This window comes from Streptomyces cinereospinus, assembly GCF_042430725.1.
Lineage (GTDB): Bacteria > Actinomycetota > Actinomycetes > Streptomycetales > Streptomycetaceae > Streptomyces > Streptomyces cinereospinus.
The window spans coordinates 103,977-128,271 of the sequence record NZ_JBHMCY010000007.1 but is presented as its reverse complement, the minus strand read 5'-3'; the positions used below and the strand labels follow the sequence as shown (position 1 = coordinate 128,271).

At 74.1% G+C, this 24,295-nt stretch carries 23 protein-coding genes, 1 tRNA gene and 1 pseudogene; 12 read left to right on the top strand and 13 right to left on the bottom strand.

Features of this window, described 5'->3' with window-relative positions:
- The first annotated feature begins 93 nt into the window (after positions 1–93).
- Complete coding sequence (locus ACFF45_RS05820) at positions 94–1,827, top strand: DoxX family membrane protein (protein ID WP_381342771.1); 1,734 nt, start codon at positions 94–96, stop codon at positions 1,825–1,827.
- A gap of 146 nt (positions 1,828–1,973) precedes the next feature.
- Here the strand turns inward: ACFF45_RS05820 and ACFF45_RS05815 are convergent, their stop codons facing one another.
- The 3 genes from ACFF45_RS05815 to ACFF45_RS05805 form a co-directional block, all read right to left on the bottom strand.
- Positions 1,974–2,705 (bottom strand): nucleotidyltransferase family protein, encoded by a 732-nt coding sequence (locus ACFF45_RS05815; protein WP_381342768.1) that lies wholly within the window; start codon positions 2,703–2,705, stop codon positions 1,974–1,976.
- A 151-nt stretch (positions 2,706–2,856) separates the two neighbouring features.
- Complete coding sequence (locus ACFF45_RS05810; protein ID WP_381342766.1) at positions 2,857–3,306, bottom strand: hypothetical protein; 450 nt, start codon at positions 3,304–3,306, stop codon at positions 2,857–2,859.
- 227 nt (positions 3,307–3,533) lie between these two features.
- A complete protein-coding gene (locus tag ACFF45_RS05805) occupies positions 3,534–4,622 on the bottom strand; it encodes an ABC transporter ATP-binding protein (RefSeq protein ID WP_381342763.1) in 1,089 nt (362 codons plus the stop codon).
- 215 nt (positions 4,623–4,837) lie between these two features.
- Here ACFF45_RS05805 and ACFF45_RS05800 point away from each other — a divergent pair.
- Positions 4,838–4,914: transfer RNA gene (locus tag ACFF45_RS05800), tRNA-Thr, on the top strand.
- Between the two features lie 21 nt (positions 4,915–4,935).
- The gene (locus tag ACFF45_RS05795; RefSeq protein WP_381342760.1) at positions 4,936–5,604 is read left to right on the top strand and encodes a histone deacetylase; all 669 of its coding nucleotides are present in this window, start codon (positions 4,936–4,938) and stop codon (positions 5,602–5,604) included.
- Positions 5,605–5,674: 70 nt separating this feature from the next.
- Here ACFF45_RS05795 and ACFF45_RS05790 read toward each other — a convergent pair.
- Positions 5,675–5,935 (bottom strand): annotated as a pseudogene (locus ACFF45_RS05790) (FAD-dependent oxidoreductase); the annotation flags it as partial.
- A 165-nt stretch (positions 5,936–6,100) separates the two neighbouring features.
- On the opposite strand from ACFF45_RS05790, the gene ACFF45_RS05785 reads away from it, so the two are divergent.
- The gene (locus ACFF45_RS05785; protein ID WP_381342757.1) at positions 6,101–6,616 is read left to right on the top strand and encodes a GNAT family N-acetyltransferase; all 516 of its coding nucleotides are present in this window, start codon (positions 6,101–6,103) and stop codon (positions 6,614–6,616) included.
- Here the strand turns inward: ACFF45_RS05785 and ACFF45_RS05780 are convergent.
- From ACFF45_RS05780 to ACFF45_RS05770, 3 genes are all read right to left on the bottom strand, one after another.
- Positions 6,613–8,079 (bottom strand): MFS transporter, encoded by a 1,467-nt coding sequence (locus ACFF45_RS05780; protein WP_381342754.1) that lies wholly within the window; start codon positions 8,077–8,079, stop codon positions 6,613–6,615. The genes ACFF45_RS05785 and ACFF45_RS05780 overlap by 4 nt on opposite strands.
- A 115-nt stretch (positions 8,080–8,194) precedes the next feature.
- Complete coding sequence (locus ACFF45_RS05775; RefSeq protein WP_381342751.1) at positions 8,195–9,166, bottom strand: zinc-binding dehydrogenase; 972 nt, start codon at positions 9,164–9,166, stop codon at positions 8,195–8,197.
- A gap of 73 nt (positions 9,167–9,239) precedes the next feature.
- Positions 9,240–10,409 (bottom strand): FAD-dependent oxidoreductase, encoded by a 1,170-nt coding sequence (locus ACFF45_RS05770; RefSeq protein ID WP_381342748.1) that lies wholly within the window; start codon positions 10,407–10,409, stop codon positions 9,240–9,242.
- A 207-nt stretch (positions 10,410–10,616) separates the two neighbouring features.
- On the opposite strand from ACFF45_RS05770, the gene ACFF45_RS05765 reads away from it, so the two are divergent.
- Positions 10,617–11,285, top strand: a complete 669-nt coding sequence (locus ACFF45_RS05765) for a pentapeptide repeat-containing protein (RefSeq protein WP_381342746.1) — start codon at positions 10,617–10,619, stop codon at positions 11,283–11,285.
- A 194-nt stretch (positions 11,286–11,479) separates the two neighbouring features.
- Here ACFF45_RS05765 and ACFF45_RS05760 read toward each other — a convergent pair whose 3' ends face one another.
- Positions 11,480–11,980, bottom strand: coding sequence for a hypothetical protein (locus ACFF45_RS05760; RefSeq protein ID WP_381342743.1), 501 nt, complete (start codon positions 11,978–11,980; stop codon positions 11,480–11,482).
- Positions 11,981–12,018: 38 nt separating this feature from the next.
- Between ACFF45_RS05760 and ACFF45_RS05755 the strand changes: the two genes are divergently transcribed.
- On the top strand, positions 12,019–13,425 hold the full coding sequence (locus ACFF45_RS05755; RefSeq protein ID WP_381342740.1) for a M1 family metallopeptidase: 1,407 nt from the start codon (positions 12,019–12,021) through the stop codon (positions 13,423–13,425).
- Positions 13,426–13,499: 74 nt separating this feature from the next.
- Here ACFF45_RS05755 and ACFF45_RS05750 read toward each other — a convergent pair whose 3' ends face one another.
- Positions 13,500–14,075: a TerD family protein gene (locus ACFF45_RS05750; protein WP_381342737.1), complete on the bottom strand. Its 576-nt coding sequence runs from the start codon at positions 14,073–14,075 to the stop codon at positions 13,500–13,502.
- Between the two features lie 187 nt (positions 14,076–14,262).
- On the opposite strand from ACFF45_RS05750, the gene arfB reads away from it, so the two are divergent.
- A complete protein-coding gene (gene arfB, locus ACFF45_RS05745) occupies positions 14,263–14,700 on the top strand; it encodes an alternative ribosome rescue aminoacyl-tRNA hydrolase ArfB (protein WP_381342734.1) in 438 nt (145 codons plus the stop codon).
- Between the two features lie 61 nt (positions 14,701–14,761).
- Here arfB and ACFF45_RS05740 read toward each other — a convergent pair whose 3' ends face one another.
- Complete coding sequence (locus ACFF45_RS05740; RefSeq protein ID WP_381342731.1) at positions 14,762–15,364, bottom strand: flavin reductase family protein; 603 nt, start codon at positions 15,362–15,364, stop codon at positions 14,762–14,764.
- 354 nt (positions 15,365–15,718) lie between these two features.
- Between ACFF45_RS05740 and cdgB the strand changes: the two genes are divergently transcribed.
- Positions 15,719–17,383 (top strand): diguanylate cyclase CdgB, encoded by a 1,665-nt coding sequence (gene cdgB, locus ACFF45_RS05735; RefSeq protein ID WP_381342729.1) that lies wholly within the window; start codon positions 15,719–15,721, stop codon positions 17,381–17,383.
- 118 nt (positions 17,384–17,501) lie between these two features.
- On the top strand, positions 17,502–18,446 hold the full coding sequence (locus ACFF45_RS05730; protein WP_381342726.1) for a CBM35 domain-containing protein: 945 nt from the start codon (positions 17,502–17,504) through the stop codon (positions 18,444–18,446).
- Between the two features lie 24 nt (positions 18,447–18,470).
- Here the strand turns inward: ACFF45_RS05730 and ACFF45_RS05725 are convergent, their stop codons facing one another.
- The 3 genes from ACFF45_RS05725 to ACFF45_RS05715 all read right to left on the bottom strand — a co-directional run bounded on the left by ACFF45_RS05725 (position 18,471) and on the right by ACFF45_RS05715 (position 21,672).
- Positions 18,471–19,400: a 1-phosphofructokinase family hexose kinase gene (locus ACFF45_RS05725; RefSeq protein WP_381342723.1), complete on the bottom strand. Its 930-nt coding sequence runs from the start codon at positions 19,398–19,400 to the stop codon at positions 18,471–18,473.
- Positions 19,401–19,516: 116 nt separating this feature from the next.
- Positions 19,517–20,722, bottom strand: a complete 1,206-nt coding sequence (gene nagA / locus ACFF45_RS05720; RefSeq protein ID WP_381342841.1) for an N-acetylglucosamine-6-phosphate deacetylase — start codon at positions 20,720–20,722, stop codon at positions 19,517–19,519.
- A gap of 5 nt (positions 20,723–20,727) precedes the next feature.
- Positions 20,728–21,672, bottom strand: coding sequence for an ROK family protein (locus ACFF45_RS05715; protein WP_381342721.1), 945 nt, complete (start codon positions 21,670–21,672; stop codon positions 20,728–20,730).
- 148 nt (positions 21,673–21,820) lie between these two features.
- Here ACFF45_RS05715 and ACFF45_RS05710 point away from each other — a divergent pair, with 148 nt between their 5' ends.
- From ACFF45_RS05710 to otsB, 3 genes are read left to right on the top strand one after another with little or no spacing between them, the layout of a single operon-like run.
- Entirely contained in the window at positions 21,821–23,059 is a 1,239-nt protein-coding gene (locus tag ACFF45_RS05710) for an extracellular solute-binding protein (RefSeq protein WP_381342718.1), read from the top strand.
- Positions 23,060–23,110: 51 nt separating this feature from the next.
- On the top strand, positions 23,111–23,344 hold the full coding sequence (locus ACFF45_RS05705; RefSeq protein WP_381342715.1) for a DUF3263 domain-containing protein: 234 nt from the start codon (positions 23,111–23,113) through the stop codon (positions 23,342–23,344).
- Positions 23,345–23,373: 29 nt separating this feature from the next.
- Entirely contained in the window at positions 23,374–24,234 is an 861-nt protein-coding gene (otsB, locus tag ACFF45_RS05700; protein ID WP_381342713.1) for a trehalose-phosphatase, read from the top strand.
- Positions 24,235–24,295 lie beyond the last annotated feature (61 nt).

The window sequence follows — 24,295 nt, the reverse complement described above, 5'->3', positions numbered from 1 at the left end:
ACGGGGTGTTCCGGGCTGTCCGGGCATGCTTGACGCTGTCCGGACAGATCCGGCGGGTCAAAGCAGTGTCCTCAACACACGTCACTCGGTTAGATGAGTGTGGACACCAGAACACCCCGCACACCTACGGGGGACCGCTCGTCGGAATTCGACGACGCTCCCGCGCTGAGCATGGTGAAGGTGCCGAGCGACCCGGCGCAGATCATCGTCAACCACGCCAGCTTCCGCGTGCAGTTGGGCGCGTCCTCGCGCCGCGCCCAGTCGCCGCGGGTCGCACGGCACTTGAGCGCCACCGAGGACACCGCCCGCATGCCGGTCGTCGGTACGGCGGGCAGAACGGCCCAGGCCGGCGAGGCCGCCCGCCGCCGCCCGGTCGTGTGGAGCGGCCGGTCCGCCCCCGACGACACCGGCGCGCACCGCCTGCTCCAGGCCGTGCGCGGTGCGGGCGTCCGCCACCCGGAGGAACCGTCCGCCGACGCCGGAGCCACCCAGGTCATCCCGCGCGTCGACGTCGGCGCCGGGTACGGCCGCTACGAGGGCTACGACGGCTACGACGGCTACGACGGCTGTGAGGACTTCGACCAGACAGTCGAGACCCCCGTCGTCGGTGCCCAGCGCACCCCCGGCGGCGCCGGCACCCGGCTGCTGCCGGCCATGCGGACCGTCGAGGGCGCCTACGACCGGCCCGCCCACCCCGGCGAGCGGTTCGACGACGGCCACGCCGACGCACCGGTGACGGCCGGCCCGGACGACGAGGGCGCCGCCCCGCGCTCCCGGCGGCACGCCGACGATCCCGCGCGGCACGCCTACTACCCCGGCCGCCGGATGAACCTCGGCGTCGTCCTGCTGCCGCTGCGCGTCTTCCTCGGCGCCATCTCCATCTACGCCGGCATGGGCAAGCTCTGCGACCCCGTGTACTTCGACGGCGGCGACCGCGGCTCCATGGTCAAGTGGCTCAACACCCTGCACCCGTGGCAAGTCGCCGAGCCGCTGCGCCAGTTCGCCCTGGAGCACCCCGTCGGCGCCGGGCTCGTCATCGCCTTCGCCCAGGTCGTGGTGGGCGTGCTCACCGTGCTGGGCTGCTGGCAGCGGGTCGCCGCGGTGGGCGGTGCGCTGCTCTCCGCCGCGCTGCTCGTCACCGTCAGCTGGAAGAGCGTCCCCGCCTACGACGCGCCCGACATCATCTACCTGGCCGCCTGGTCGCCGCTGCTCATCGCCGGGGCACCCGTCTACTCCGTCGACGGGCGGCTGGCCGGGCTGGCCTGGCGGCGGCTCGGACCCCGCTCCGACATCTGGGAGCTGCGGCGGTACGTCCTGCGCCGGGGCGCCCTCGTCACCGCGGTCGTCACCGGGCTCACCCTGCTGGTCGGCTCGCTGCTCGGCGGTGCCGTGCGGGACGCCGACCGGGTGGTCGTGCCCGGCCCCGGCGAGGCGCCGCGCAACGAACAGCCCGGCTCACCGCTGCCGTCCGACCCCGGCGAGCGGCGCGCGGAGACCACGCCGTCGGCCTCGGTCGCCTCGCCGACGCAGGACGCGACCTCGGCCGCGCCCAGCACGGACGCCGCGACCACGCCGGACGCCACCCGCGACGCGGGCACGGTCACCGGCGGTTCGCCGAGCCAGACGCAGGGCACGACGGGGCAGGCGCCACCGCAGCAGCCGTCGCCGGTGGAGGAGGCGCCGAGTACCAGCGCCGGCCCGACCTCCGGCGGCGGCACGGGCAGCGGCTCGTCGGGCGGCACGGGGTCCACGGGCAGCGGCACGGGCTCCGGCGGCGGCGAGTCGACGTCCGGGCAGCCGGGGCTGGTGGGCGGCCTGCTGGGTTAGCGCCGGACCGGCCCGAGGGGCCGTGTCCGCCACGGGTACGACGACGGGGTCCCCCCGGGCAGGGGGACCCCGTCGTCGTACCCGTGTGTCGTCGTACCCGGCTGTCGTCGTGCCGCGTGCGGTCAAGGGCGTCGTGCCGCCGGCGGTCAACGGCTCAGCGCGGCCAGTTCCTTCGCGGCCTCCGTGAGGTCCTTCGCGGTGTCGATGGCGCGCCAGTAGGCGCCCTGGGGGATCGGGAAGCCGGCCAGGCGGCGTTCGCGGGCCAGGTGCGGGAAGGTGGTGCGTTCGTGGTCGCCGCGCTCGGGGAGCAGGGCGGCGAACCCGGGGGAGAAGACGTAGACGCCCGCGTTGATCTCGAAGGTGGACGGCGGCGCCTCGATGAAGTCGGTGATGTGACCGAAGCCGTCCGTCTGCACCGCGCCCCACGGGATCCGGGGGCGGGCCAGGGCGAGGGTCGCCACGGCGTCGCGTTCGGTGTGGAAGTCGGCCATGTCGCGCAGCGAGAACCGGGTCCAGATGTCGCCGTTGGTGGCGTACCAGGCGCGCTCGGGGCGGGGGAGGTGGGCGGCGGCGTACTTCAGGCCGCCGCCGCGGCCGAGGGGTTCCGTCTCCACCACGGTGGTGACGCGGACCGGCAGGTCGGCGGAGTCCAGCCACTCCTGGAGCACCTCGGCGAGGTGGCCGCAGCTGATCACGACGTCGGTGACGCCCTCCTCGGCGAGCCAGGTGAGCTGGTGGCCGATGATCGGCGTGCCCGTGCCGGGGATCTCGACCATCGGCTTGGGACGGTCGTCGGTGTAGGGGCGCAGCCGGGAGCCCTGGCCGCCGGCCAGGATGACGGCCTGGACGGGGCGCGCGGCGGCGTTCGGATCGGTCATGCCCGGCACTGTACGCGGCGCCCGGCCCGGTGATCCCGGGGGCCTGGTGGCCGCCCGGCGGCGGGGGTCGCGCCGCGCGGCGCCGGCGCGGGGGAGCCCGTCGGCGGCCCGCCGGGGCCGGTCGGGGCTGTCGCACGCCGGCGCCGCCGGGTCAGCCGTGGGCGGCCAGGACGCCCGAGGCGAACGAGGTGTCGCAGACGGGGCGGGAGTAGGACTGGGCACGCGTCGGGCCGTAGACGCGGACCGCGGCGCGGCCCAGGGCGCGGGCGAGGGACGCGCAGTGGCGGCCCAGCGAGGGGCGCTCGTCCACCGCCTGCTGGAGGTGGGTGAGGGCGGTGCCCGGGTCGGTCCGCTGCAGCTCGGTCAGAAGCTGGTCGCGCAGCACCTCGTGCGGGGCACGGGGCGCGGTGCGGGAGCCGGAGGCCGAGACCTCCGCTGCGGTGAGCACCGAGCTCTCGGGGTCTCCCGACCAGTTGACCCGCGTGACCGCGAGCGTGCCGGAGAGCACCAGGAAGACGGGCAGAACGAGGGCGAGTGAGCGGCCGATCCGGCGGGCGGGGCCCTGGCCGCGTCGCGTCTGTGAGGTGGTGGAGTGCTTCACGCGAGTGAGGGTAGCGCCCGGTAATGATTTGGCGACATTTGGTCACCGGTACGGGTGATGGTGCAGCGGTGTTTCCCGGAGGCCGGGTTGACGTACAGTGCTCGAAATGACCCGGTGTGCCGGGGTATTTGTCGACAACGAAAAGGGCCCCGCGGCCAGGCCGCGAGGCCGCATTCGTCAACCTGGGTGAATTACCCGGGCCGGGTGTTCCGTGAGCCGGATGGTGCTCAGTCGGAGAGGCGCTCGCCCGTCGACGTCGAGAAGACGTGGGTCTCGCCGGAGCGCGGCACGACGTGCAGCTGCGTGCCCTTGTCCGGGACCTCGCGGCCGCCGACGCGGACCACGATGTCCTTGGTCTCGCCGCCGATCGAGGCGGAGCCGTAGACGTAGGCGTCGGAGCCCAGCTCCTCGACGACGTTCACCGTGACCGCGACACCGAGGTCGGAGTCCGGTCCGGCCACGTCGAAGTGCTCGGGGCGGACGCCGACGGTGACCGTCTTGTCGGTGGTGGCGGAGAGCGCGTCACGCTGCACCGGCACGACCGAGGTGCCGAACTTCACGCCGCCGTCGGCGATCGGGACCTCGATCAGGTTCATGGCCGGGGAGCCGATGAAGCCGGCGACGAAGAGGTTGGCGGGCTTGTCGTACATGTTGCGCGGGGAGTCGACCTGCTGGAGCAGACCGTCCTTGAGGACCGCCACGCGGTCTCCCATCGTCAGCGCCTCGACCTGGTCGTGGGTGACGTAGACGGTGGTGATGCCGAGGCGGCGCTGGAGGGAGGCGATCTGCGTACGGGTCGAGACGCGGAGCTTGGCGTCGAGGTTCGACAGCGGCTCGTCCATGAGGAAGACCTGCGGCTCGCGCACGATCGCGCGGCCCATGGCGACACGCTGGCGCTGACCGCCGGAGAGCGCCTTCGGCTTGCGGTCCAGGTACGGGGTGAGGTCGAGGATCTTCGCGGCCTCCTCGACCTTCTGCCGGATCTCCGCCTTGTTGACGCCGGCGATCTTGAGCGCGAAGCCCATGTTGTCGGCGACGGTCATGTGCGGATAGAGGGCGTAGTTCTGGAACACCATGGCGATGTCCCGGTCCTTCGGCGGCAGGTGGGTGACGTCGCGGTCGCCGATGCGGATGGCGCCGCCGTTGACGTCCTCCAGGCCCGCGAGCATGCGCAGGGAGGTGGACTTGCCGCAGCCGGACGGGCCGACCAGGACGAGGAACTCGCCGTCCGCGATCTCGATGTCGAGGGCGTCGACGGCGGGCTTGTCGGAACCCGGGTAGATCCGGGTCGCCTTGTCGAACGTGACAGTGGCCATGGTGAATGGGCCCCCTTCTACCGGCAGGAACGTGCCGGACGATCCGTTGTAGGAAGGTGGTTGGTTTAGTCCACGCGTGTGAACTGCGTGAGGACGGTACCCCGCGTTCACCTGTTCTGTCAGCAGCCCTGCCGCGGTGAACTTCGCGGAAATATTCGACAGGGCGGGGGCGGGACGTGGGTACACTGCACGGGCACGCGGTCACGCGCGTGCAGGCCTCCTTAGCTCAGCTGGTCAGAGCGCCGCTCTTGTAAAGCGAAGGTCGTCGGTTCGAATCCGACAGGGGGCTCCATCGCCACCAGGGGCAACGCCTGTGAAAGCGCTCAGCAGCATCGATCCGGCGCTGCCCGTCGACCGGGAGCCGGCGGCGGTCTGGTACGCCGCCTACGGCTCGAACCTGCACCTCGACCGGCTCGCCTGCTACCTCCGCGGCGGGCGTCCCGTGGGCGCGGCACGGGAGTATCCCGGCTGCCGGAACCCCGACATGCCGGCCCGCTCGCTCGCGGTCGAACTGTCCGGCGCGCTGTACTTCGCCACCGAGTCGCCGGTGTGGGGAGGCGGCCGGGCCTTCTACGACCCGGCGGTGTCCGGCCGGGTGCTGGCCAGGGCGCACCTGGTGACCACGGGGCAGTTCGCCGACATCGCCGCCCAGGAGATGTACCGGGAGCCGGGGACGGACCTCGCTCTCGGCGAGGTCCTGGCACACGGGCGGGCCGTGCTGGGCGAGGGACGCTACGAGACGCTGGTGTGCGCCGGTCAGATCGACGGCCTGCCCGTACTGACTCTCACCGCTCCCTGGGGCATGACCGACGTCCGGTGGAACGCGCCCTCGGCGGCCTACGTGCGCTTGCTGGCCGCCGGGCTGCTGTCGGCCGGCGTCTGGGACGCGGACGCGATCGCCGAGTACGTCGCGGCCTGCCCGGGGGCGTCCGGCCACTGGTCCGAGCGGGCCGTCGCCGCCCTCCTCGCGGGCGGGTCCTGAACCCGGCACGGACCTCGCGGCGGGTCCGGGACGCCGGGACCGGGCCGCTTCCCGGGCCGGGCCGGCCGGGTCAGTGCCGTCCCGCCACCCGGTCCGCCGGCCGCGCCGGCCGGGACGACCCGGTGCCGTGCGCGGTCGGTTCGCGGCGGTCGGCGGTGCGGCAGGCGGCGTACCTGCCGTGGACGCCCAGCCGGCGCAGCGGCTCCGGCTCCCACTCGGGCACCCGGTGGCCGACCCGGGGCAGGTCGGTGAGGCCGGTGCGGGTGTGCTGGCCGGAGTCGAGCCGGACCAGGTCGCGCAGGGTGCGGGCGGCCACGGCCGTCTCGGTGCCGAGGGGGTCCGCCGGCGGTTCGACGCACTGACGGACGTCCGGGGGCCGGGGCCGCGCGCGTGGACCGTGGGACACGTGCTGCACAACTGCGTGGGGGAGATCGAGGAGGGCCGGGCGGCGGAGGCGGTGCGGCTGGAGACCGCCCGGCGGCACTAGCCTGCGGGCATGATCCGTACCGCCACACCTGACGACGTCCCCCTGATCCACGCCCTGGTGCGGGAGCTCGCCGAGTACGAGAAGGCACCCCACGAGGTGAAGGCCACCCAGGAGCAGTTGCGGGAGGCCCTGTTCGGCGAGCGCCCCGCGGCGTACGCGCACATCGCGGCCGACGACGCCACCGGAGAGGCGGTCGGCTTCGCGCTGTGGTTCCTCAACTTCTCCACCTGGCGCGGCGTGCACGGCATCTACCTGGAGGACCTGTACGTCCGCCCGCACGCGCGGGGCGGCGGTCACGGCAAGGCGCTGCTGCGGGAACTGGCCCGGACTTGCGTGCGGCGCGGCTACGAGCGCCTGGAGTGGGCGGTACTGAACTGGAACCGGCCCGCGATCGACTTCTACGAGTCCCTGGGGGCCCGTCCGCAGGACGAGTGGTCGGTGTACCGGCTGACCGACGGGGCGTTGGCCGAGCTGGGGTCCGACGGGGCGGGTCCCGGCCAGGACACCTCCTCGGGGCGGCGCTAGCCGACCGACTCCGCCACCGGTGCCCGTCCCGCCGTCCCGTGCTTCGGGGCCCTCGCCGTGACCAGCAGGGACGTGACCAGGGCGGCCAGCAGCATCAGGCCGGCGGCGCACCACAGGGCGACCGTGTAGCCGTGGACGACGGCCTCGCGGGTCACCTCCGCGCGCGCGGCGGGGTCGGTGAGGTGGGCGGTGAGGTAGCCGGCGGTGCTGGTGGTGGCGACGGTGTTCAGCAGGGCCGTACCGACGGAGCCGCCCACCTGCTGCGAGGTGTTGAGGGTCGCCGAGGTGACGCCGGAGTCCCGCGGGGCGACGCCGGCCGTCACCGTCGCGAACACCGGCATGTACGTCAGGCCCATGCCGAGGCCGATCAGGAGCAGGCCGGGCAGGATGTCGGTAAGGTAGGCGGAGTCGACGGTGAGCCGGGTGAGCATCACCATCCCGCACGCGGCCAGGAACATGCCGGGGGCCATCAGGGTGCGCGGCGGGACGTGCTGGAGCAGCCGGCCCGCGATCTGGAGGGAGCCGGTGACGGTCGCCGCCGTGAGGGGGACGAAGGCCAGGCCGGTCCACGCGGGCGAGTAGCCGAGGACGACCTGGAAGTAGTAGGTCATGAAGAGGAACAGGCCGAACATGCCCATGATGGCCAGCATCATCGTCAGGTAGGAGCCCGCGCGGTCGCGGTCCCGGACGATGTGCAGCGGCAGCAGCGGCTCGGGCGTCCTGGCCTGCCACCACACGAAGACCGCCAGCAGCGCCGCGCCCGCCGTGAGCAGGCCGAGCACGAACCCGTCGGCCCAGCCGCGGGACTCGGCCTCGCTGAAGCCGTAGACGAGCGCGACCAGGCCGCCGCAGCCGAGCAGCGCGCCGGGGACGTCGAGCCGGGCGCCCGCCCGGCCGGGCCGGTCGCGCAGGACGGCGAAGGCGCCGCACACCGCGACGATCGCGATGGGCGTGTTGACGTACAGGCACCAGCGCCAGTCGAGGTACTCGGTGAGCAGCCCGCCGGCGATGAAGCCGAGAGCGGAGCCGCTGCCGGCCAGGGCGCCGAAGATGCCGAAGGCCTTGCCGCGCTCCCTGGGGTCGGTGAACGCCGTGGCGAGCAGGCTCAGCGCGGACGGGGCGAGCACGGCCGCGAAGGCTCCCTGGAGCGCGCGGGCGCCGAACAGCATGCCCGGGCTGACGGCGGCGCCGCCCAGCGCGGAGGCGGTGGCGAAGCCGATCAGCCCGGTGACGAAGACGCGCTTGCGGCCGAGCAGGTCGGCGATCCGGCCGCCGAGCAGCAGCAGCCCGCCGAAGGCGAGGGTGTACGCGGTGATCACCCATTGGCGGTCACCGTCGGACATGCCGAGCTCGTCCTGGGCGGACGGCAGCGCGATGTTCACGATGGTCGAGTCGAGGACGACCATCAACTGGGCGACGGCGATCACCACCAGGCTCCACCAGCGGTGGGGGTCGGCAGCCACGCGGTCCGTAAGGTCACTCGTCCGAGGCGCGGTCACCTGGCCAGAAGACCATGAAACGGGGCGTACCGCACTGATGCCACGCCCCACCCGGCCAGGTAGTCGCCGGGCATTTCGCTCACGGCTCCAGGACCACCTTGCCGGTCGTGCCCCGGTTCTCCAGGGCGCGGTGCGCGGCGGCGGCCTCGGAGAGCGGGAAGCGGTGGACGGCCGGGGTCAGCCGGCCCGCGGCGGCCTCGGCGAGGGCGCGGAGCTCCAGGGTGCGCAGGGGGTCCGGGCCGCCCGCCCGCTCCAGCATCACCGGTCCGAGCACCTGCACGGTGACGCCCTCGACGACCAGCGGCCCGCCGTCCCGGATGCCGTCGGCGGACCAGCCGAAGACGATGTGCCGGCCCCCGGGGGCGAGCAGGCCGACGGCCGTGCGGGCGGCGTCGCCGCCGACGCCGTCGTACACGACGGTGACCTTGCCGTCGTAGGCCCGGATCCGCTCCGGCCAGTCGGGGTCGCGGTAGTCGACGGCGAGGTCGGCGCCGTTCGCGGCGACCCGCCCGGTCTTCTCCGGGCCGCCGGCCAGGCCGATGACGGTGGCACCGGCGTTCTTCGCGTACTGCACGAGCAGGGTGCCGATGCCGCCGGCCGCGGCGGGGACCACGACCACGTCGCCCGGCCCCGGCTCGGCGAACTGCACGACGCCCATCGCCGTACGCCCCGTGCCGACCATGGCGACGGCCGCGGCGAAGCCGAGTCCCGGGGGGATCTCGTGCAGGCGGCCGGCGTCGGTGACGGCCAGTTCGGCGTAACCGCCGGGGACGAAGCCGAGGTGGGCGACGACCCGCTTGCCGAGCCAGGCCTCGTCCGTGCCCGCGCCGAGCGCGTCGACGACCCCGGCGACCTCGCGGCCGGGGACGGTGGGCAGCTCGGGCGCGCGGCCGGGGCCCGGGTGGCCGGCGCGCAGGGCCGCGTCGAGCAGGTGCACCCCGGCGGCCCGGACGGCGACGCGGACCTGGCCCGGGGCCGGCCGGGGGTCCTGGACCTCCTCGAGAACCAGGTTCTCGGCGGGGCCGAAGGAGTGGAGGCGGATGGCGTGCATGAGTGGGTCCCCCCGTCGCTGGCGGTTTCGCTGCTCTTGCCGCCCCACTGTTCAACATCAAGCCTGGTCGAGGTCAAGCGTGCCGCAGGCCGAGCGCCCGCGGGCGGCGCTGCCCGAGCGCCAGCGACACGGCGGTCAGCGCGCTGTTGAAGGACACCTCCGACAGGACACCGGGCGCGGCGACCTGGTCGCCGGCCAGGTACACGCCGTCGCCGCGGTGCACGGCGGGCCGGTCGCGCCAGGTCGTGCCGGGCAGGTCCACGGCGCCGGTACGGCCGGCCGCGACGGCCTCGCGCCGCCAGGTGACGCGGTCGCGCCAGCCGGCGAACCCCAGGTCGAGCAGCTGCTCGGCGCGGGCGACGCCGTCGGCGCGGGACTCGTGCGGGGCGATCGGGATCTGCCCCTGGACGAGCTGCTCGCCGGCCGGGGCGAGGGTGCGGTCCTGCGCGGTGAAGCGTTCCAGCCAGCCGGGCGCGTCCAGGTCGGAGACGATGAAGGAGTCGCCGCGCCGGGTGCGTACGGCCAGGTCGATCAGGGCCGTGCGACCGCTCGGCCAGGTCAGCGAGTCGTCGCCGAGCAGGCGGCGGGCGGCGTCGAGGGAGGTGGCGACGATGACGGGCGTGCCGGTGGGCAGGGTGTCGGCGCGGGACGCGGTCTCGATCCGGACGCCCAGGTTCCAGGCCCGGGCGGCCATCCGGTCGATGACGCTCGCCCAGCCGCCGCGCGGATAGTGCGCCTCGGGCGGCAGCTTGGTGGCCCGGCGCAGGCGTTCCTGCACGAACGCGGCGGACAGGGCGCCGGGGTCGTGGTGGAAGAGGGCGACGGCGGAGTAGTGCGCGGCGGCCCGCGCGCCCTCCTCGCCCGCCTGCTCGGTGGCCCAGGTCAGGAAGTCGACGTCGACGGGGGCCTGCCGGGCGGCGCGGCGCAGCAGCTTGAGCATGGCGAACGGCGGGGTACGGCGCAGGGCGCCCCGGTGGCGCAGCCGCAGCCGGGCGGCCTCCAGGGGCGGGACGGGGGCGAGCGGACCGATCAGGTCGCGCTGCTTGAGCCAGGCCCAGTGCGGGCCGCCGTCGTAGAGGGCGTGCGGGCCCTCGTTCGTCCGGTAGGGGCCCTCGGCGGTGCGGGCCCGCCCGCCGAGGGTGTGGTGGGCCTCGTGGACGGTGACCTTGGCGCCCGCTTCGGCGGCGGCGATCGCGGCGGTCAGGCCGGCGAAGCCGCCGCCGATGACGGTGAGACGGGGCATGGGATCGGTCTCCTTGTTGCTCGGGGTTGCTCGGGGTTGCTCGGAGTTGCTCGGGGTTGCTCGGGTGCCTTGCTGCTGTCGCCCGTACGACTCCGGTGGCGGCCCCGTATGTGACATCGCGGGCCGGATTCGGGCGGCCTGGTTCTCGTGGCACGCATGTCTTCGCAGGTCAGGCCGGCTGTCAGTGGTGGGGTGCAGGATGGGGGCATGGTGAGGCGAGCGGCGGGCGGCGTACGGGCGGCCCGGCGGCCGGAGGTGCGGCTGCCGGGGCTGGAGGCGTACGGAGGCGGAGGGCTGGAGCCGGACGGGGACTACGACGGGCTGGAGTTCCGGGACGCGGAGCTGGGCGGGCAGGACGGCGCGGGCGCCCGCTTCATGGACTGCGCGCTGACGGGGTGCGCGCTGGACGGGACGCGGCTGCACCGGGCGCGCCTGCTGGACTCGGTCCTGACCGCCCCGCGCGGCGTCGGCACGGACCTGGGCGAAGCCACCCTGCGGGACGTCGAGCTGCGCGACGCCCGCCTGGGCGGCGCCCAGCTGCACGGTGCCGTCCTGGAACGCGTGCTGGTCCGGGGCGGCAAGCTCGACTTCCTCAACCTGCGGGCGGCCCGGCTGAGAGACGTGGTCTTCGAGGGCTGCGTCCTGGTCGAACCGGACTTCGCGGGCGCGTCCCTGGAGCGCGTCGAGTTCACGGACTCCGTGCTGAAGGGGGCGGACTTCGGCGCGGCGACCCTGGCGGACGTGGACCTGCGGGGCGCGGCGCCCCTGGAGATCACCCGGGGGATCGACCGGCTGTCGGGGGCCGTGATCAGCGCGGGGCAGCTGGTGGAGCTGGCGCCGGTGCTGGCGGGGGCCCTGGGGATCAGGGTGGAGTGACCGCTCGGCGCGGGGTCACTTCCCCCAGGCTCCGCGACGCCCGCGCACCCGGCGCCCCGCACCGCGGGAGCACTCCCACGCCTCCCGTGATACCGCCCGCGGGCCCGCGGTGTGCCGACGGCGCCGGGTGCCGGTGGCGTCACGGGGTCTGCCGGAGCGCCCCGGCAGTGCCCGGGCCCCGGGTGCCCGCGGGGTCACGGGACCCGTGGGAAGCGCGCCTGGAGGGACCAGACCGCCGGGTTCTCCGCCAGGTCCTCGTGCAGGTCGCACAGGTCGGCGATCAGGTCGTGCAGGAAGTCCCGGGCCTCGCGGCGCAGGTCGCCGTGGGAGAAGGTGAGCGGGGGCTCCTCGGCCGGCTGCCAGTCGGACTCGATGTCGACCCAGCCGAAGCGGCGCTCGAAGAGCAGCCGGTCGGTGGACTCGGTGAAGTCCAGCTCCGCGTGCTGGGGACGGGCGGCGCGGGAGCCCGCCGGGTCGCGGTCCAGCTGCTCGACGATGTCGCACAGGGCCCACGCGAAGTCGAGCACCGGCACCCATCCCCAGGCTGTGGACAGCTCCCGGTCCGTGTCGGTGTCGGCGAGATAGACGTCACCGCAGAACAGGTCGTGCCGCAGGGCGTGCACGTCCGCGCGGCGGTAGTCGGTCTGGGGCGGGTCCGGGAAGCGGGTGGAGAGGGCGTAGCCGATGTCGAGCACGTAGGTGATGGTGTCATGCCACTCGTAGGATCTCGGACGTGTCCCGTTACGCACCGGTTGTCCCCGCGGCCCTGCTCGCCCTCGCCCTGACGGCGTGCACAGGCACCGCGGTCGAGGGCACCCCCGGCGGCTCCGGCGCGGGCGATCCGTACTTCCCGCACGCGGGCAACGGCGGGTACGACGTCACCCACTACGGCCTGACCCTGTCGTACACCCCCGGCACCCGCCAGCTCACCGGCCGGGCCGCGATCACCGCCCGGGCCACCCAGGACCTGTCCGCCTTCGACCTGGACCTCAGGGGGCTCACCGTCGGGCAGGTCACCGTCGACGGCACCGCCGCCCGCTGGAACCGGGCCGGCCAGGAGCTGACCGTCCGCCCCCGCGACGGCCTGGCCGAGGGCCGCACCTTCCGGGTGGCGGTCCGCTACTCCGGCACTCCGGCCACGATCACCGACCCGGACGGCTCGCAGGAGGGCTGGCTGCCCACCGACGACGGCGCGCTGGCCCTGGGCCAGCCGGTCGGCTCCATGGCCTGGTACCCCGGCAACCACCACCCGTCCGACAAGGCGGCGTACGACATCACCGTCACCGTGCCGCGGGGCCTGCGGGCCGTGTCGAACGGGGAACTGCGCGCGGAACGGACCACCGGCGGCCGTACCACCGCCACCTGGCGCACCCGCCGTCCCATGGCGAGCTACCTCGCCACCCTCGCCATCGGCCGCTACGACGTCACCCGCACGGTGACCCCCCGGGGCCTGCCCGTGCACACCGCCGTCGACCCGGCCGAGGCCGCCGCGAGCCGCGCGGTCCTGGCCCGCGTCCCGGAGGTCCTCGCCTGGGCGGAGGACCTCTTCGGCCCGTACCCGTTCGCCTCCGCCGGCGCGATCGTCGAGCGCCCCGGCGACGCCGGCTACGCCCTGGAGACCCAGAACCGCCCCGTCTTCCCCGGCGCCCCCGACACCGGCCTGCTCGTCCACGAACTCGCCCACCAGTGGTACGGCAACTCCGTCACGCCCGCGTCCTGGCGGGACATGTGGCTCAACGAGGGCTTCGCGACGTACGCGGAGTGGCTCTGGACGGAGGAGCACGGCGGCGACACCGCCCAGCAGGTCTTCGACCAGCTGTACGCCGGGACCCGCTATGCCGTCCCCGCGGAGAACGAGGCCGTCTGGTCCTTCCCGCCCGCCAACCCGCCGGACGCCGCCCACGTCTCCGGCCGGCCCGTCTACGACCGCGGGGCGATGGTCCTGCACCGGGTCCGCCGGACCCTCGCCGACGAGACCGCCTTCCGCGCCCTGCTCCGCGGCTGGTCCGCCGCCCACCGGCACGCCAACGCGAGCACCGCGGACTTCACGGCGTACGTCGAGCGGCGGGCGCCGGGCAAGGACTTCGACGAGGTCTGGAAGGAGTGGCTGTACGGCGAGGGCAGACCGCGGCAGCCGTGACGAGCGCCGCCGGGCCCCCGGAGCCGCGTCGGCGGCGCCGGGGTCCGGCGTCAGGGGCCTGGGGCGGCCGTGGCTCAGACGTTCACGCCGAAGTCCTGGGCGATGCCGACCAGGCCCGAGGCGTAGCCCTGGCCGACGGCGCGGAACTTCCACTCGGCACCGTTGCGGTAGAGCTCGCCGAAGACCATGGCGGTCTCGGTGGCGGCGTCCTCCGACAGGTCGTAGCGGGCGATCTCGGTGCCGCCGTCCTGGTTGATGATGCGGATGTAGGCGTTGCGGACCTGGCCGAAGTTCTGCGAGCGGGACTCCGCGTCGTAGATCGAGACCGGGAAGACGATCTTGTCGATGTCGGCGGGGAGGCCGGCCAGGTTGACGTTGATCTGCTCGTCGTCGCCCGCGCCCTCACCCGTGCGGTTGTCACCGGTGTGGACGATCGTCTGGTCCGGCGTCTGCTTGTTGTTGAAGAACACGAAGTGCTGGTCCGAGTAGACCTTGCCCTGCGTGCTGACCGCGATCGCGGACGCGTCGAGGTCGAAGTCGGTGCCGGTGGTGGTGCGGACGTCCCAGCCGAGGCCCACGGTGACGGCGGTCAGGCCCGGAGCCTCCTTGGTGAGCGAGACGTTGCCACCCTTGGACAGGCTTACAGCCATGGTCGGGAGTTCCTTCCCTCGATGCGTGCGCTATGCGTGCGCTATGCGTGTGCGGTTACAGAAGCTACCGCTACCTCTATGAACGCCGCGGGTGGTGCCACGGGTTCCCCCCGCTTTACTTTCTTTACCCGGCGGCCCGGCCGGGTCGGCGATATTCGCATGACTTCCGCACCGCGCAGACGGGAACATGTCAGCCATGGCCGGTCCCCACGTCATCCGCGGCTCCGTCTCGCTGCCCGAGACCGAGCTCCAGTGGCGTTTCACGCGTTCCTCCGGGCCGGGCGGCCAGCACGTCAACACCAGTGACACCAGCGTGGAGCTGCGGTTCGACCTCGCCGCCACCGAGGCCCTGCCCGAGGTGTGGAAGCAGCGCGCCCTGGAGCGGCTGGCCGGGCGCCTCGTCGACGGGGTCGTCACCGTCCGCTCCTCCGAGCACCGCTCCCAGTGGCGCAACCGCGAGGCCGCCGCCGTACGGCTCGCCGCCCTCCTCGCCGAGGCCACCGCGCCGCCGCCCAGGCCCCGCCGGCCGACCCGGATCCCGCGCGGCATCAACGAACGCCGGCTGCGCGAGAAGAAGCAGCGCTCGGACACCAAGCGGGGCCGCTCCGGCCGCGACTGGCACTAGTGCCGTTCTCATCCGCTCTCATCCGCGCCGGTGCTCCCGCCGCCCGGCCCGGGCCGCCGGCTCAGCCCAGGTGCCGGTAGCGTCCCTTGAAGTACAGCAGCGGGCCCCCGTCCGCGCTGGGCACCCGGGCGGTCAGCACCCGCCCGATCACCAGCGTGTGGTCCCCGGCCGTCACCCGCTGCTCGGTGCGGCACTCCAGCGTCGCCAGCGCGCCGCCCACCAGGGGCGCGCCCGTCGCCTCGCCGCGGACGTAGGGGATGTCCTCGAAGAGCAGCCGGTCGCTGATGCGGCCCTTCATGGCGAACCGGCCGGCGATGTGCCGCTGGCTCTCGGACAGGACCGAGACCGCCCACAGGGGCTGCTCGCTCAGCAGGTCGTCCATCCGGGCGCCCTCGCGCAGGCTGACCATGACCAGGGGCGGGTCGAGGGAGACGGACATGAAGGCCGTCGCCGTCATGCCGACGTCCTCGCCGCCCGGCGCCTGCGGGTCGTCGGGGTCGAGGGCCGGCTCGCACGCGGTCACCAGGACCACGCCCGCGGCCAGCCGGGACATCGCGGCACGGAACTCGTCGTCGGTCACCCCCACAGCATGCCCAACGGGCGATGCCGGGGAAGGCTGGGCGGGCACGGAGACGGGAGGTGCGGATGCGTGTGTGTTCGGCACGGACGAAACGCTAATCTCCGTTCCGGCGGTGCCGCATCGGACCTCGGCCCTAAGGCGGACCTAGGTCCAGCGACCGAACGGCCCCGGACGGGGACCGGGGCACCCGCACACATTCTGTGTTCGGGGAACGCACGGGAAAAACGCAGAAACTCCACTCAATTGTTCACGTTCATCTGTGACTTGAGTCACAAGGGGCATGAATTGTTGACCCTGTGTACCGAGTGGGCAGCGCGCTGTGATTCAGTGGCGGGAGGCTGCAAGGGCGCCACTCGGAAGTAGTTGCAAGGGCACCACTCGGAAAAGGCGCCGAAGAGAACCCTTGATTCGCTGCCAAGTCTCGGGGGGAGGGCGAGCATGGAGACCGATTCGGAGCCGTATGTCCGCCTTGCGTCCCTGCGGCAGCTGCACCAGGTCATGGCCGACATGAACACGGCCCGCAGCCTGGCGGACACACTGCAGACGGTCGCGGACGGGGTCGTCAGCGCCCTCGGCTACGAGCTGGCCTGCATCAACCTGGTGCGCCCCGACGGCGACCTGGTCGTCGCCGCCTTCTCCGGCAACCCCGCCGCCGAGGCGCTGATCACCGGCCGGGTCGGCTCCCGCGAGTCCTGGGAGCGGCGGCTGGGCATGGGCGAGCAGTGGGGCGACCTCGTCTTCATACCGCACACCGAGGGCTGGGTCCTCGACGACGACGACGTCCCGCAGTGGTACACCGAGGGGCCCGCGCCCCGCTTCGAGGACGAGTGGCACCCCTCCGACCGCCTCTTCGCCCCCATGTACGCGCCCGGCGCCCAGGGCGGCCCCGCCTCCGGCGAGCTGATCGGCGTGCTGTCCGTGGACCGGCCGCGCAACGGCCGCCGGCCCGGCGCATGGGGCCGCGAGGCGCTCCAGATGTACGCCTTCCAGGCCGCCATCGCCATCAGCAACGCGCGTCTGCGTGCGAACATGCAGCGCGCCCTGGTCCGCCTGGAGCGCGAGCAGCAGGCCCTGCGGGCGAGCGAGGAGAGCTTCCGGCAGGCGTTCGAGTACGCCCCGTCCGGTATGGCCATCGCCGAGCTGGGCGGCGACCAGCACGGCCGCATACTGCGCACCAACGACGCGCTGTGCCGCCTGCTGGGCCGCCCCGCCTCCGCGATGCGCCGCTACTCCTTCTCCGACCTGGTCCACCCCGAGGACATAGGCACGCTGCTGCGCACCTCCGCCGAGGGCGGCCGGGCCGAGCTGCGCCTCGGGCGGCGCGACGGCACCTACGTCTGGGTCAGCCTGCGCAACTCGGTCGTCGCCGACGCCGCCGACGGGCCCCGCTTCCTGCTCACCCACGTCGAGGACATCGAGGAGCGCAAGCGCCGCGAGCTCCAGCTCGCCCACCGCGCCTCCCACGACTCCCTCACCGGCCTGCCCAACTCCGCCGAGCTGCGCTCGCGCCTGTCCGCCCGGCTCTGCCAGCGCCCCCAGGCCGGCCACCCCGGCGCCTACGACTCCCACGACGCGGCCTTCGGCCACCCCGGCTACGACACCGGCGGCCAGGGTTTCGACTTCGTGCCGGGCGGCGGGGACACCTACGACGTCCACGACCACCACGTGCACACCGTCGCCCCCGAGGATGACCGGGACGACGGCACCAAGGGGCTCGCGGTGCTCTTCTGCGACCTCGACGGCTTCAAGTCGATCAACGACCGGTTCGGGCACAACGCGGGCGACGCCGTGCTCATCGAGGTCGCCCGGCGGCTCGGCAACGGCGTCCGGGACGGCGACACGGTGGCCCGGCTCGGCGGTGACGAGTTCGTGATCCTCGCCGACGGGCTCGGCCGGGCCGACGCCCAGGATCTCGCCGTACGGCTGCGCAACGAGATCATCCAGCCGATCCGGGCCGAGGGACGGGCCGTACGGGTCGGGGCCAGTTTCGGCATCGGCTGGGCGCACTGCGGCATGACGGCGGACGAGGTGCTGAAATCCGCTGACGAACGGATGTACGTCGAGAAACGGTCTCGTCCCAAACAGCACCGGCGCGCGGGATGATCCGCAGGTCGCCGGGTGATGCGACCCCGGTCACCCGTTCGGGCCATCAGGAACGGGTAGGCTCGCCCTTCTCACCACGTACCGCATTCGTTCCGCACCTGTTGAGGAGTACCAAGGGATGACGCCCGGCAACAACGGCGCGAGCACGCCCGAGGACGACGACCCGTTCGGCTACCTGTACGCCGACGGTCAGGCCAACGGCGCCCAGCCGCCGTCCGGCGGTTACGGCTACCCGAACTCGGTCAGCAGGGTGCGTACGGTCGGCGAGCGGCCGTACGGTCAGCAGGCCTACGGCCCGCCGGGCGTGCCGCAGCAGCAGGGCGCCCACGGCCGGCCTAACGCGCATTACGCCGCACCCGAGACCTTCCCGGGCGGCGCGCCGGCCAGCCAGCAGCCGATGCCCGGGCACGGGTCCGGCGGGGGCGGCGGCCGGGGCCGCGGGCCCAACACCAGAGGCCTGCTGATCGGTGCCGTCGCGGTGGTCGCCGCGGTCGTCGTCGGGATCGGCGTGGCCATGCTGGGCGGCGACGACGACCCGGACGCGGGCGGCGACCGGCCCTCCGCGACCGTGTCCGCCCCGCAGAGCGCGGAGCCGACCCCGTCGGGGGAGAGCAGCGGGCAGAGCGACGCCGAGCTGCCGACCATCGACGCCAAGGCCCTCCAGCTCGGCGGCACCGCCACCACCGCCTCCGACGTCCAGGGCGCCCAGGCGGACGGCGGGGTCTACGTGACCGGCTTCAACTCCGTCGGCTCCTCGGTCACCTGGACCGTCAACGGCATCCCCGAGTCCGGCCAGTACACCCTCTACGTCGGCTACGGCGTGCCCGGCAAGGACGCCAACGCCACCCTCACGGTCAACGGCACCGCCTCGACCACGCCGGTCAACATGAAGAACTACGCGAACGCCGCCGAGGGCGACTACGCCAAGGGCTGGACGCGCACGTACAACTACGTCCAGCTCAACAAGGGCACCAACACCATCAGGGTCTCCTGCGAGCAGGGCAACCAGTGCGACGCCAACCTCGATCAGATGTGGCTGGTCGAAGGCTGGGTCGGCGGCTGAGCCGGCCGAGCCGGATCCGGTGGCTCAGGCCGCGCTGACCTCCCCGGTCACCGCGACCCGCCGCAGCAGTTCCTCGTACGCCCCCCGGTCGAACTCGCCCGCGGCCGGGGCGTGCACCGTGGCCGCCGCCAGCGCCACCGCGTGGGCCAGGCGCTCCGGCCACGGCCGGTGCTCCACCACTCCGGCCAGCAGGGCCGCCGTGACGGAGTCGTCGGCGCCGGCCGGGTCGCCGTGCCCCCGGCCCGGCGGGGTGGCACGCCAGGTGCCCTCCGGGGTGGCCGCCAGCAGGCCCTGAGCGCCCAGGGAGGCGACGACCGCGTGGGCGCCGCGCCGCCGGGCGGCGCGGGTGGCGCGCAACGGCTCGTGCGCGCCGGTGAGTTCGGCCAGCGCGTCGCCGTTGGGCTTGACGATGTCGGGGCGCGCGGCGACCCCGCGGCGCAGCGGCTCGCCGCTGGTGTCCAGCAGCACGGGGACGGCGGCCGCGCGGGCGGTGCGTATCAGGCCCGCGTACGCGCCGACCGGCACCCCGGGCGGCAGGCTGCCGCACAGGGCGAGGGCCGAGGCCGTCCCGAGCAGGTCCTCGTAGATCTCCTGGAAGGCGGACCACTCGGGCGGCGCGATCGCCGGGCCGGGCTCGTCGAGCCGGGTGGTGTCGCCGGTGCGCTCGTCCACCACGGCTATCGTGCGCCGGGTCGCGCCGCCGGTCGGGACCAGCGCGTCGGTCAGGCCGGGCGTGGCCGCCAGCCGGTCCCGGACGATCCGTCCGGTGCCGCCGCCGGCGAACCCGGTGACCGTCACGTCGTGGCCGAGCGCGGCCAGCACCCCGGCCACGTTCAGGCCCTTGCCGCCGGGGCGTTCGGTCACCTCGGAGACCCGGTGGGTGGCGTGGGGCCGCAGGGAGCCCACGCGGTACGTGATGTCGAGAGCGGTGTTCAGCGTGACCGTCAGGATCACCGGGGCCGACCTCCCCCGAGGACGCGTGTGTCGAATTCCGGAGGATCGATCATGCCAAAGAGACGGCGGGCCGCCCAGCCCTCGGGCCGGCCACCGTCTCCGCACCGGCGGAGGAATCAGCCCAGTCGGGGATCGAGCACCCATTCGCCCCGGCGCATCACGCCCTTGAGGTCGAAGTGCGCGTCCAGCACGACCAGGTCGGCGTCCTTGCCGGGTTCCAGCGAGCCGATCCGGTCGTCCATCCCGAGCAGCCGGGCCGGGTTGGCGGACAGGGCCCTGACGACGTCCTCGACCGGGAGCCGGTCGACGGTCACCGCCCGCTTGAAGGCGCGGTCCTGGGTGAGCGTGGAGCCCGCGATCGAGCCGCCCTCGACCAGCCGGGCCACGCCCTCGCTGACCTCGACCTCCAGCGGGCCGAGCAGGTACCGGCCGTCGCCGAACCCGGCCGCGTCCATCGCGTCCGTGATGAACGCGACCCGGTCCGCGCCCGCGTGACGGAACGCCAGCTCCAGGACGGCCGGGTGCAGATGCGTGCCGTCGTTGATCAGCTCGACGGTGACCCGCTCGTCCTCCAGGAGGGCGGCGACCGGGCCGGGGGCGCGGTGGCCGAGCGCGGGCATGGCGTTGAACAGGTGCGTGGCGACCGTCGCGCCCGCGTCGATGGCCTGGACCGTCTGCTCGTACGTGGCGTCCGTGTGGCCCACCGCCGCGATCACGCCGTGCTCCACCAGCAGCCGCACGGAGTCGATGCCGCCCGGCAGTTCGGTGGCGAGCGTCAGCATCCTGGCCCGGCCGCGCGCCGCGTCGATCAGCTTGCGCACGTCCGCCGGCTGCGGGTCGCGCAGCAGCGCCTCGGAGTGCGCGCCCTTGCGGCACGGCGAGATGAACGGGCCCTCGAAGTGGATGCCGGCGATCTCGCCCTGCTCGGCCAGTTCGGACAGCAGGCCGGCGCGGTAAGTGAGGAAGTCCATGTCGCCGGTGACCGTGGAGGCGACCAGGGTGGTCGTGCCGTGCAGGCGGTGGGTGCGGATGCCCCGCAGGACCTCCTCGACGGTGCCGGAGGTGAAGGAGGCGCCGCCGCCGCCGTGGTTGTGCAGGTCCACGAAGCCGGGCACCACCCAGTGGCCGGACAGGTCGACCACCGGGGCGTTGTGCGGGGCCGCGGCGGCGATCCGGGCGCCGTCGACGACCAGTTCGCCGTCCGCGGCGATCCCGGTGGGGAGGACGACGCCGGCGCCGGCCAGGACCAGGGGGGTCCCGTCCGCCGCGGGGTGCGGGTCGCTCGCGGCTGGTCGCGCGGTACCCCGCGCCGCTGAGGGCATACCGGTCACGTCGGTTCCTCCGTACGGTCCGTTGTGGTGAGCAGGTCCCAGGCCAGGAGTCCGGCGCCGAGGCATCCCGCCGTGTCCCCGAGGGCCGCGGGAACGATCGTCGGCGGCTTCTGGAAGGTGACGCGTCGTCCGACCGCGTCCCGCAGCGGTGTGAACAAGGTTTCCCCCGCCTCGGCGAGCCCGCCACCGATGACGAGCGTGCGCGGGTCCAGCAGGGTGAGGGCGGTGACCAGGCCGTCGGCCAGGGCGTCGACGGCCTGCTGCCAGACCTCGGTGGCGCGGGCGTCCCCGGACGCCACCGCCTTCGCGCAGTCCGCGGCGTCCGCCCGGTCGTCGCCGGAGGCCGCGGCCCAGGCCGCGCCGACCGCCGAGGCCGAGGCGAACCGCTCCAGGCAGCCGCGCTGACCGCAGGGGCAGGGGGTCCCGCCGGGGCGTACGACGACATGGCCGATCTCGCCCGCGAAGCCGTGCGCGCCCGGTTCCACCCGGCCGTCGATGCCGATCGCGCCCGCTATGCCGGTGCCCAGCGCCACGAACAGGAAGCGGTCGGCTCCCCGGCCGGCGCCGAGGCGGCCCTCGGCGAGGCCGCCGGTGCGCACGTCGTGGCCGAGGGCGACCGGGGTCCCGCCGAGCCGTTCGGTGAGCAGCGCGCGCAGCGGTACGTCGCGCCAGCCGAGGTTGGCCGCGTAGGCGGCGATGCCGTGCCGGGTGTCGACGATGCCGGGGACGGCGACTCCGGCGGCGGCCGCGGGGGCGCCGAGGTGCCGCTCGCCGTGGGCGCGCAGCTCGGCGGCGAAGTCGAGGATGCCGTCGACCACCGCCTGCGGCCCGTGCTCGCGGCCGGTGGCGCGGCGCGCCCGGTGCAGCAGGGCGCCGTCCGCCCCGACCAGGGCGGCCTTCATCCCGGTGCCGCCCACATCGAGGGCGATGACGTGTCTCACGGGGGACAGTGTGGCCCGTGGACCCGGAAGAGGTCTAGTCCACTCGCGTGGTGTAGACCTTATTCCGAATTTCGGACGATGTGAACGACGTATGGACAGGGTGGGTTACAGCGTGCAGCGGCGGCGCAGAACAGGAATGATCGCGGTGATGTCCGCACTGGGCATGACGGCGGTCCTCGGCGGCTGCGGCCTCACCGGAGGCTCCGGCGACGTGACGCTGAGGCTGGTCGCCGCGGACTACGGCGACACCGCGGCGAACAGCTCGGAGAAGTACTGGGCGAAGCTGGTGGACGCCTACGAGGCCGACCACCCCGGCGTCCGGGTCGAGGTCAGCGTGTACTCCTGGAACGACGTCGACCGCGAGGTCAAGGAGATGGTCGACGCCGGGAAGGCGCCCGACATGGCGCAGATCGGGGCGTACGCCGACTACGCGGCCGACGACCTGCTCTACACCGCCGACGCCCTGCTCTCCATACCCGTGCAGGCCGGCTTCTCCTCCGCGCTGGCGACGGCGGGGCAGGTCAACGGGGTGCAGTACGGGATGCCGTTCGCCGCCTCCACCCGGCTGCTCTTCTACAACAAGAAGCTCTTCCAGGAGGCCGGCCTCACCCCGCCGACCACCTGGGCGGAGCTGGCCGCCGCCGCCGAGGCGCTGCGGGCACAGGGCGTGAAGTACCCCTACGCGCTGCCGCTCGGCTCGGAGGAGGCGCAGGCCGAGACCATGCAGTGGCTGCTCAGCGGGGGCGGCGGCTACACCGACACGGTCGGCACGTACACCATCGACTCCGCGGAGAACGTCCAGACCTTCACCTGGCTGCGCGACGAGCTGGTCGGGAGGCAGCTGACCGGGCCGGTCGCCCCCGGCAAGCTCGACCGGGCCGACGCCTTCGCCGCCTTCGCCAGGGGCGAGGTCGGCATGCTGAACGGGCACCCGTCCCTGATGAGGACGGCCGGGCAGCACGGCGTGGACTTCGGCATGGTGCCGATGCCCGGCGTGGACGGCGAGTCCGAGGCCACCATGGGGGTCGCCGACTGGATGCTCGCCTTCAAGCAGAACGGCCACCAGGACGAGGTCGGCGACTTCCTCGACTTCGTCTACAGCGAGGAGAACGTCCTGGACTTCTCCCGCCGGTACGACCTGCTGCCGGTCACCAACTCCGCCTCCGACGCGATGAGCGCGGCGGCGGAGGACCGGGACCTCAAGCCCTTCCTGGACGAGCTCGCCCTGGCGGAGCTCTACCCCGTCGGCAAGACCTCCTGGGCGGCGGTCAGCGCCGAGGTCAAGCAGCGGATCGGCTCCGCCGTGGCACCGGGCGGCAGCCCGGCGTCGATCCTGGGCCAGTTGCAGTCGACGGCGACGACGGCGGAGAGCGCGGCGGCGGGCTGACGGCCCCGGTCCGGGCCCGCCCTGTCGGTGGCGGCGGCTACCGTGCACGGCATGGACCACGAGCAGCTCGCCCGCCGGGAACGGGACATCCTCGCCCTGGAGCGCCGGGCCTTCACCGGGCCCGGCGCCAAGGAGCGGGCGATCCGCGAGGAGCTGGGCCTGGCCCCGGTCCGCTACTACCAGTTGCTCAACGCGCTGCTCGACGACCCGCGCGCGCTGGCGCACGACCCGGTGACGGTGCACCGGCTGCGGCGGATACGGGAGCGGCGGCGGGCGGAGCGGTAGGCGCGGCGGCGGGTCGGTAGGGTCGCCGTATGGGCAGCCACGAGACCGCAACCGGAAAGACCCTCCCGACGCCCGCCACCCCCGCCGGGCGGGCCGGGCTCGACGCGATCCTCGCCCGGCCGGGCAAGGCGGTGATCGCGCTCGACTTCGACGGGACCCTCGCTCCGATCGTGCCCGACCCCGAGCAGGCCCGCGCCCACCCGGACGCCGTACCGGCGCTCGCCGCCCTCGCCCCGAAGGTCGCGGCCGTCGCGGTGATCACCGGCCGCCCGGCCGACGTCGCCGTGCGCCACGGCGGCTTCGCGGGCGCCGGCGGCCTGGAGCACCTGGTCGTCCTCGGCCACTACGGCGCCGAACGCTGGGACGCCGTCAGCGGCGAGGTCAGCGCCCCCGCCCCGCACCCCGGCGTCGCCGCGGTCCGCGAGGAGCTGCCGGGCCTGCTCGACCGGGTCGGCGCCGGGCCGGGCACCTGGATCGAGGACAAGAGCCGGGCCATCGCCGTCCACACCCGCCGCGCCGCCGACCCGCAGGCAGCCTTCGACGGACTGCGCGACCCCCTCCACGGCCTCGCCGCCCGCCACGGCCTGATCGTCGAGCCCGGCCGCATGGTGCTGGAGCTGCGCCCGCCGGGCATGGACAAGGGCGTCGCCCTGCGCGAGTACGTCCGGGAGCTCGGCGCCGAGTCCGTCCTCTACGCGGGCGACGACCTCGGCGACCTCCCCGCCTACGCGGCGGTCGGCGAACTCCGCTCCGGCGGCACCCCCGGTCTGCTGGTGTGCAGCGGCAGCGACGAGGTGACCGAGCTGCGGGAGCGGGCGGACGTGGTGGTCGACGGCCCGGAGGGCGTCGTGGGGCTCCTCACCGGCCTCGCCGCCCGCCTGCGCCCCTGACCACCGTGCTCGGCCCACCGCCCCGCCCGGGCGTGCACCGGGTCAGGCGGTGGGCTGCTCG

Excerpts from the sequence above, each read along its gene's own strand:
- ACFF45_RS05820 (WP_381342771.1), top strand. The coding sequence starts at position 94 with ATGAGTGTGGACACCAGAACACCCCGCACACCTACGGGGGACCGCTCG.
- ACFF45_RS05705 (WP_381342715.1), top strand. The coding sequence starts at position 23,111 with ATGGACCACGAGCAGCTCGCCCGCCGGGAACGGGACATCCTCGCCCTG.
- ACFF45_RS05710 (WP_381342718.1), top strand. The coding sequence starts at position 21,821 with ATGTCCGCACTGGGCATGACGGCGGTCCTCGGCGGCTGCGGCCTCACC.
- ACFF45_RS05730 (WP_381342726.1), top strand. The coding sequence starts at position 17,502 with ATGACGCCCGGCAACAACGGCGCGAGCACGCCCGAGGACGACGACCCG.
- arfB (WP_381342734.1), top strand. The coding sequence starts at position 14,263 with ATGTCAGCCATGGCCGGTCCCCACGTCATCCGCGGCTCCGTCTCGCTG.
- ACFF45_RS05805 (WP_381342763.1), bottom strand. The coding sequence starts at position 4,622 with ATGGCCACTGTCACGTTCGACAAGGCGACCCGGATCTACCCGGGTTCC.
- ACFF45_RS05750 (WP_381342737.1), bottom strand. The coding sequence starts at position 14,075 with ATGGCTGTAAGCCTGTCCAAGGGTGGCAACGTCTCGCTCACCAAGGAG.
- cdgB (WP_381342729.1), top strand. The coding sequence starts at position 15,719 with ATGGAGACCGATTCGGAGCCGTATGTCCGCCTTGCGTCCCTGCGGCAG.
- ACFF45_RS05770 (WP_381342748.1), bottom strand. The coding sequence starts at position 10,409 with ATGCCCCGTCTCACCGTCATCGGCGGCGGCTTCGCCGGCCTGACCGCC.
- nagA (WP_381342841.1), bottom strand. The coding sequence starts at position 20,722 with ATGCCCTCAGCGGCGCGGGGTACCGCGCGACCAGCCGCGAGCGACCCG.
- ACFF45_RS05775 (WP_381342751.1), bottom strand. The coding sequence starts at position 9,166 with ATGCACGCCATCCGCCTCCACTCCTTCGGCCCCGCCGAGAACCTGGTT.
- ACFF45_RS05815 (WP_381342768.1), bottom strand. The coding sequence starts at position 2,705 with ATGACCGATCCGAACGCCGCCGCGCGCCCCGTCCAGGCCGTCATCCTG.
- otsB (WP_381342713.1), top strand. The coding sequence starts at position 23,374 with ATGGGCAGCCACGAGACCGCAACCGGAAAGACCCTCCCGACGCCCGCC.
- ACFF45_RS05765 (WP_381342746.1), top strand. The coding sequence starts at position 10,617 with ATGGTGAGGCGAGCGGCGGGCGGCGTACGGGCGGCCCGGCGGCCGGAG.
- ACFF45_RS05785 (WP_381342757.1), top strand. The coding sequence starts at position 6,101 with ATGATCCGTACCGCCACACCTGACGACGTCCCCCTGATCCACGCCCTG.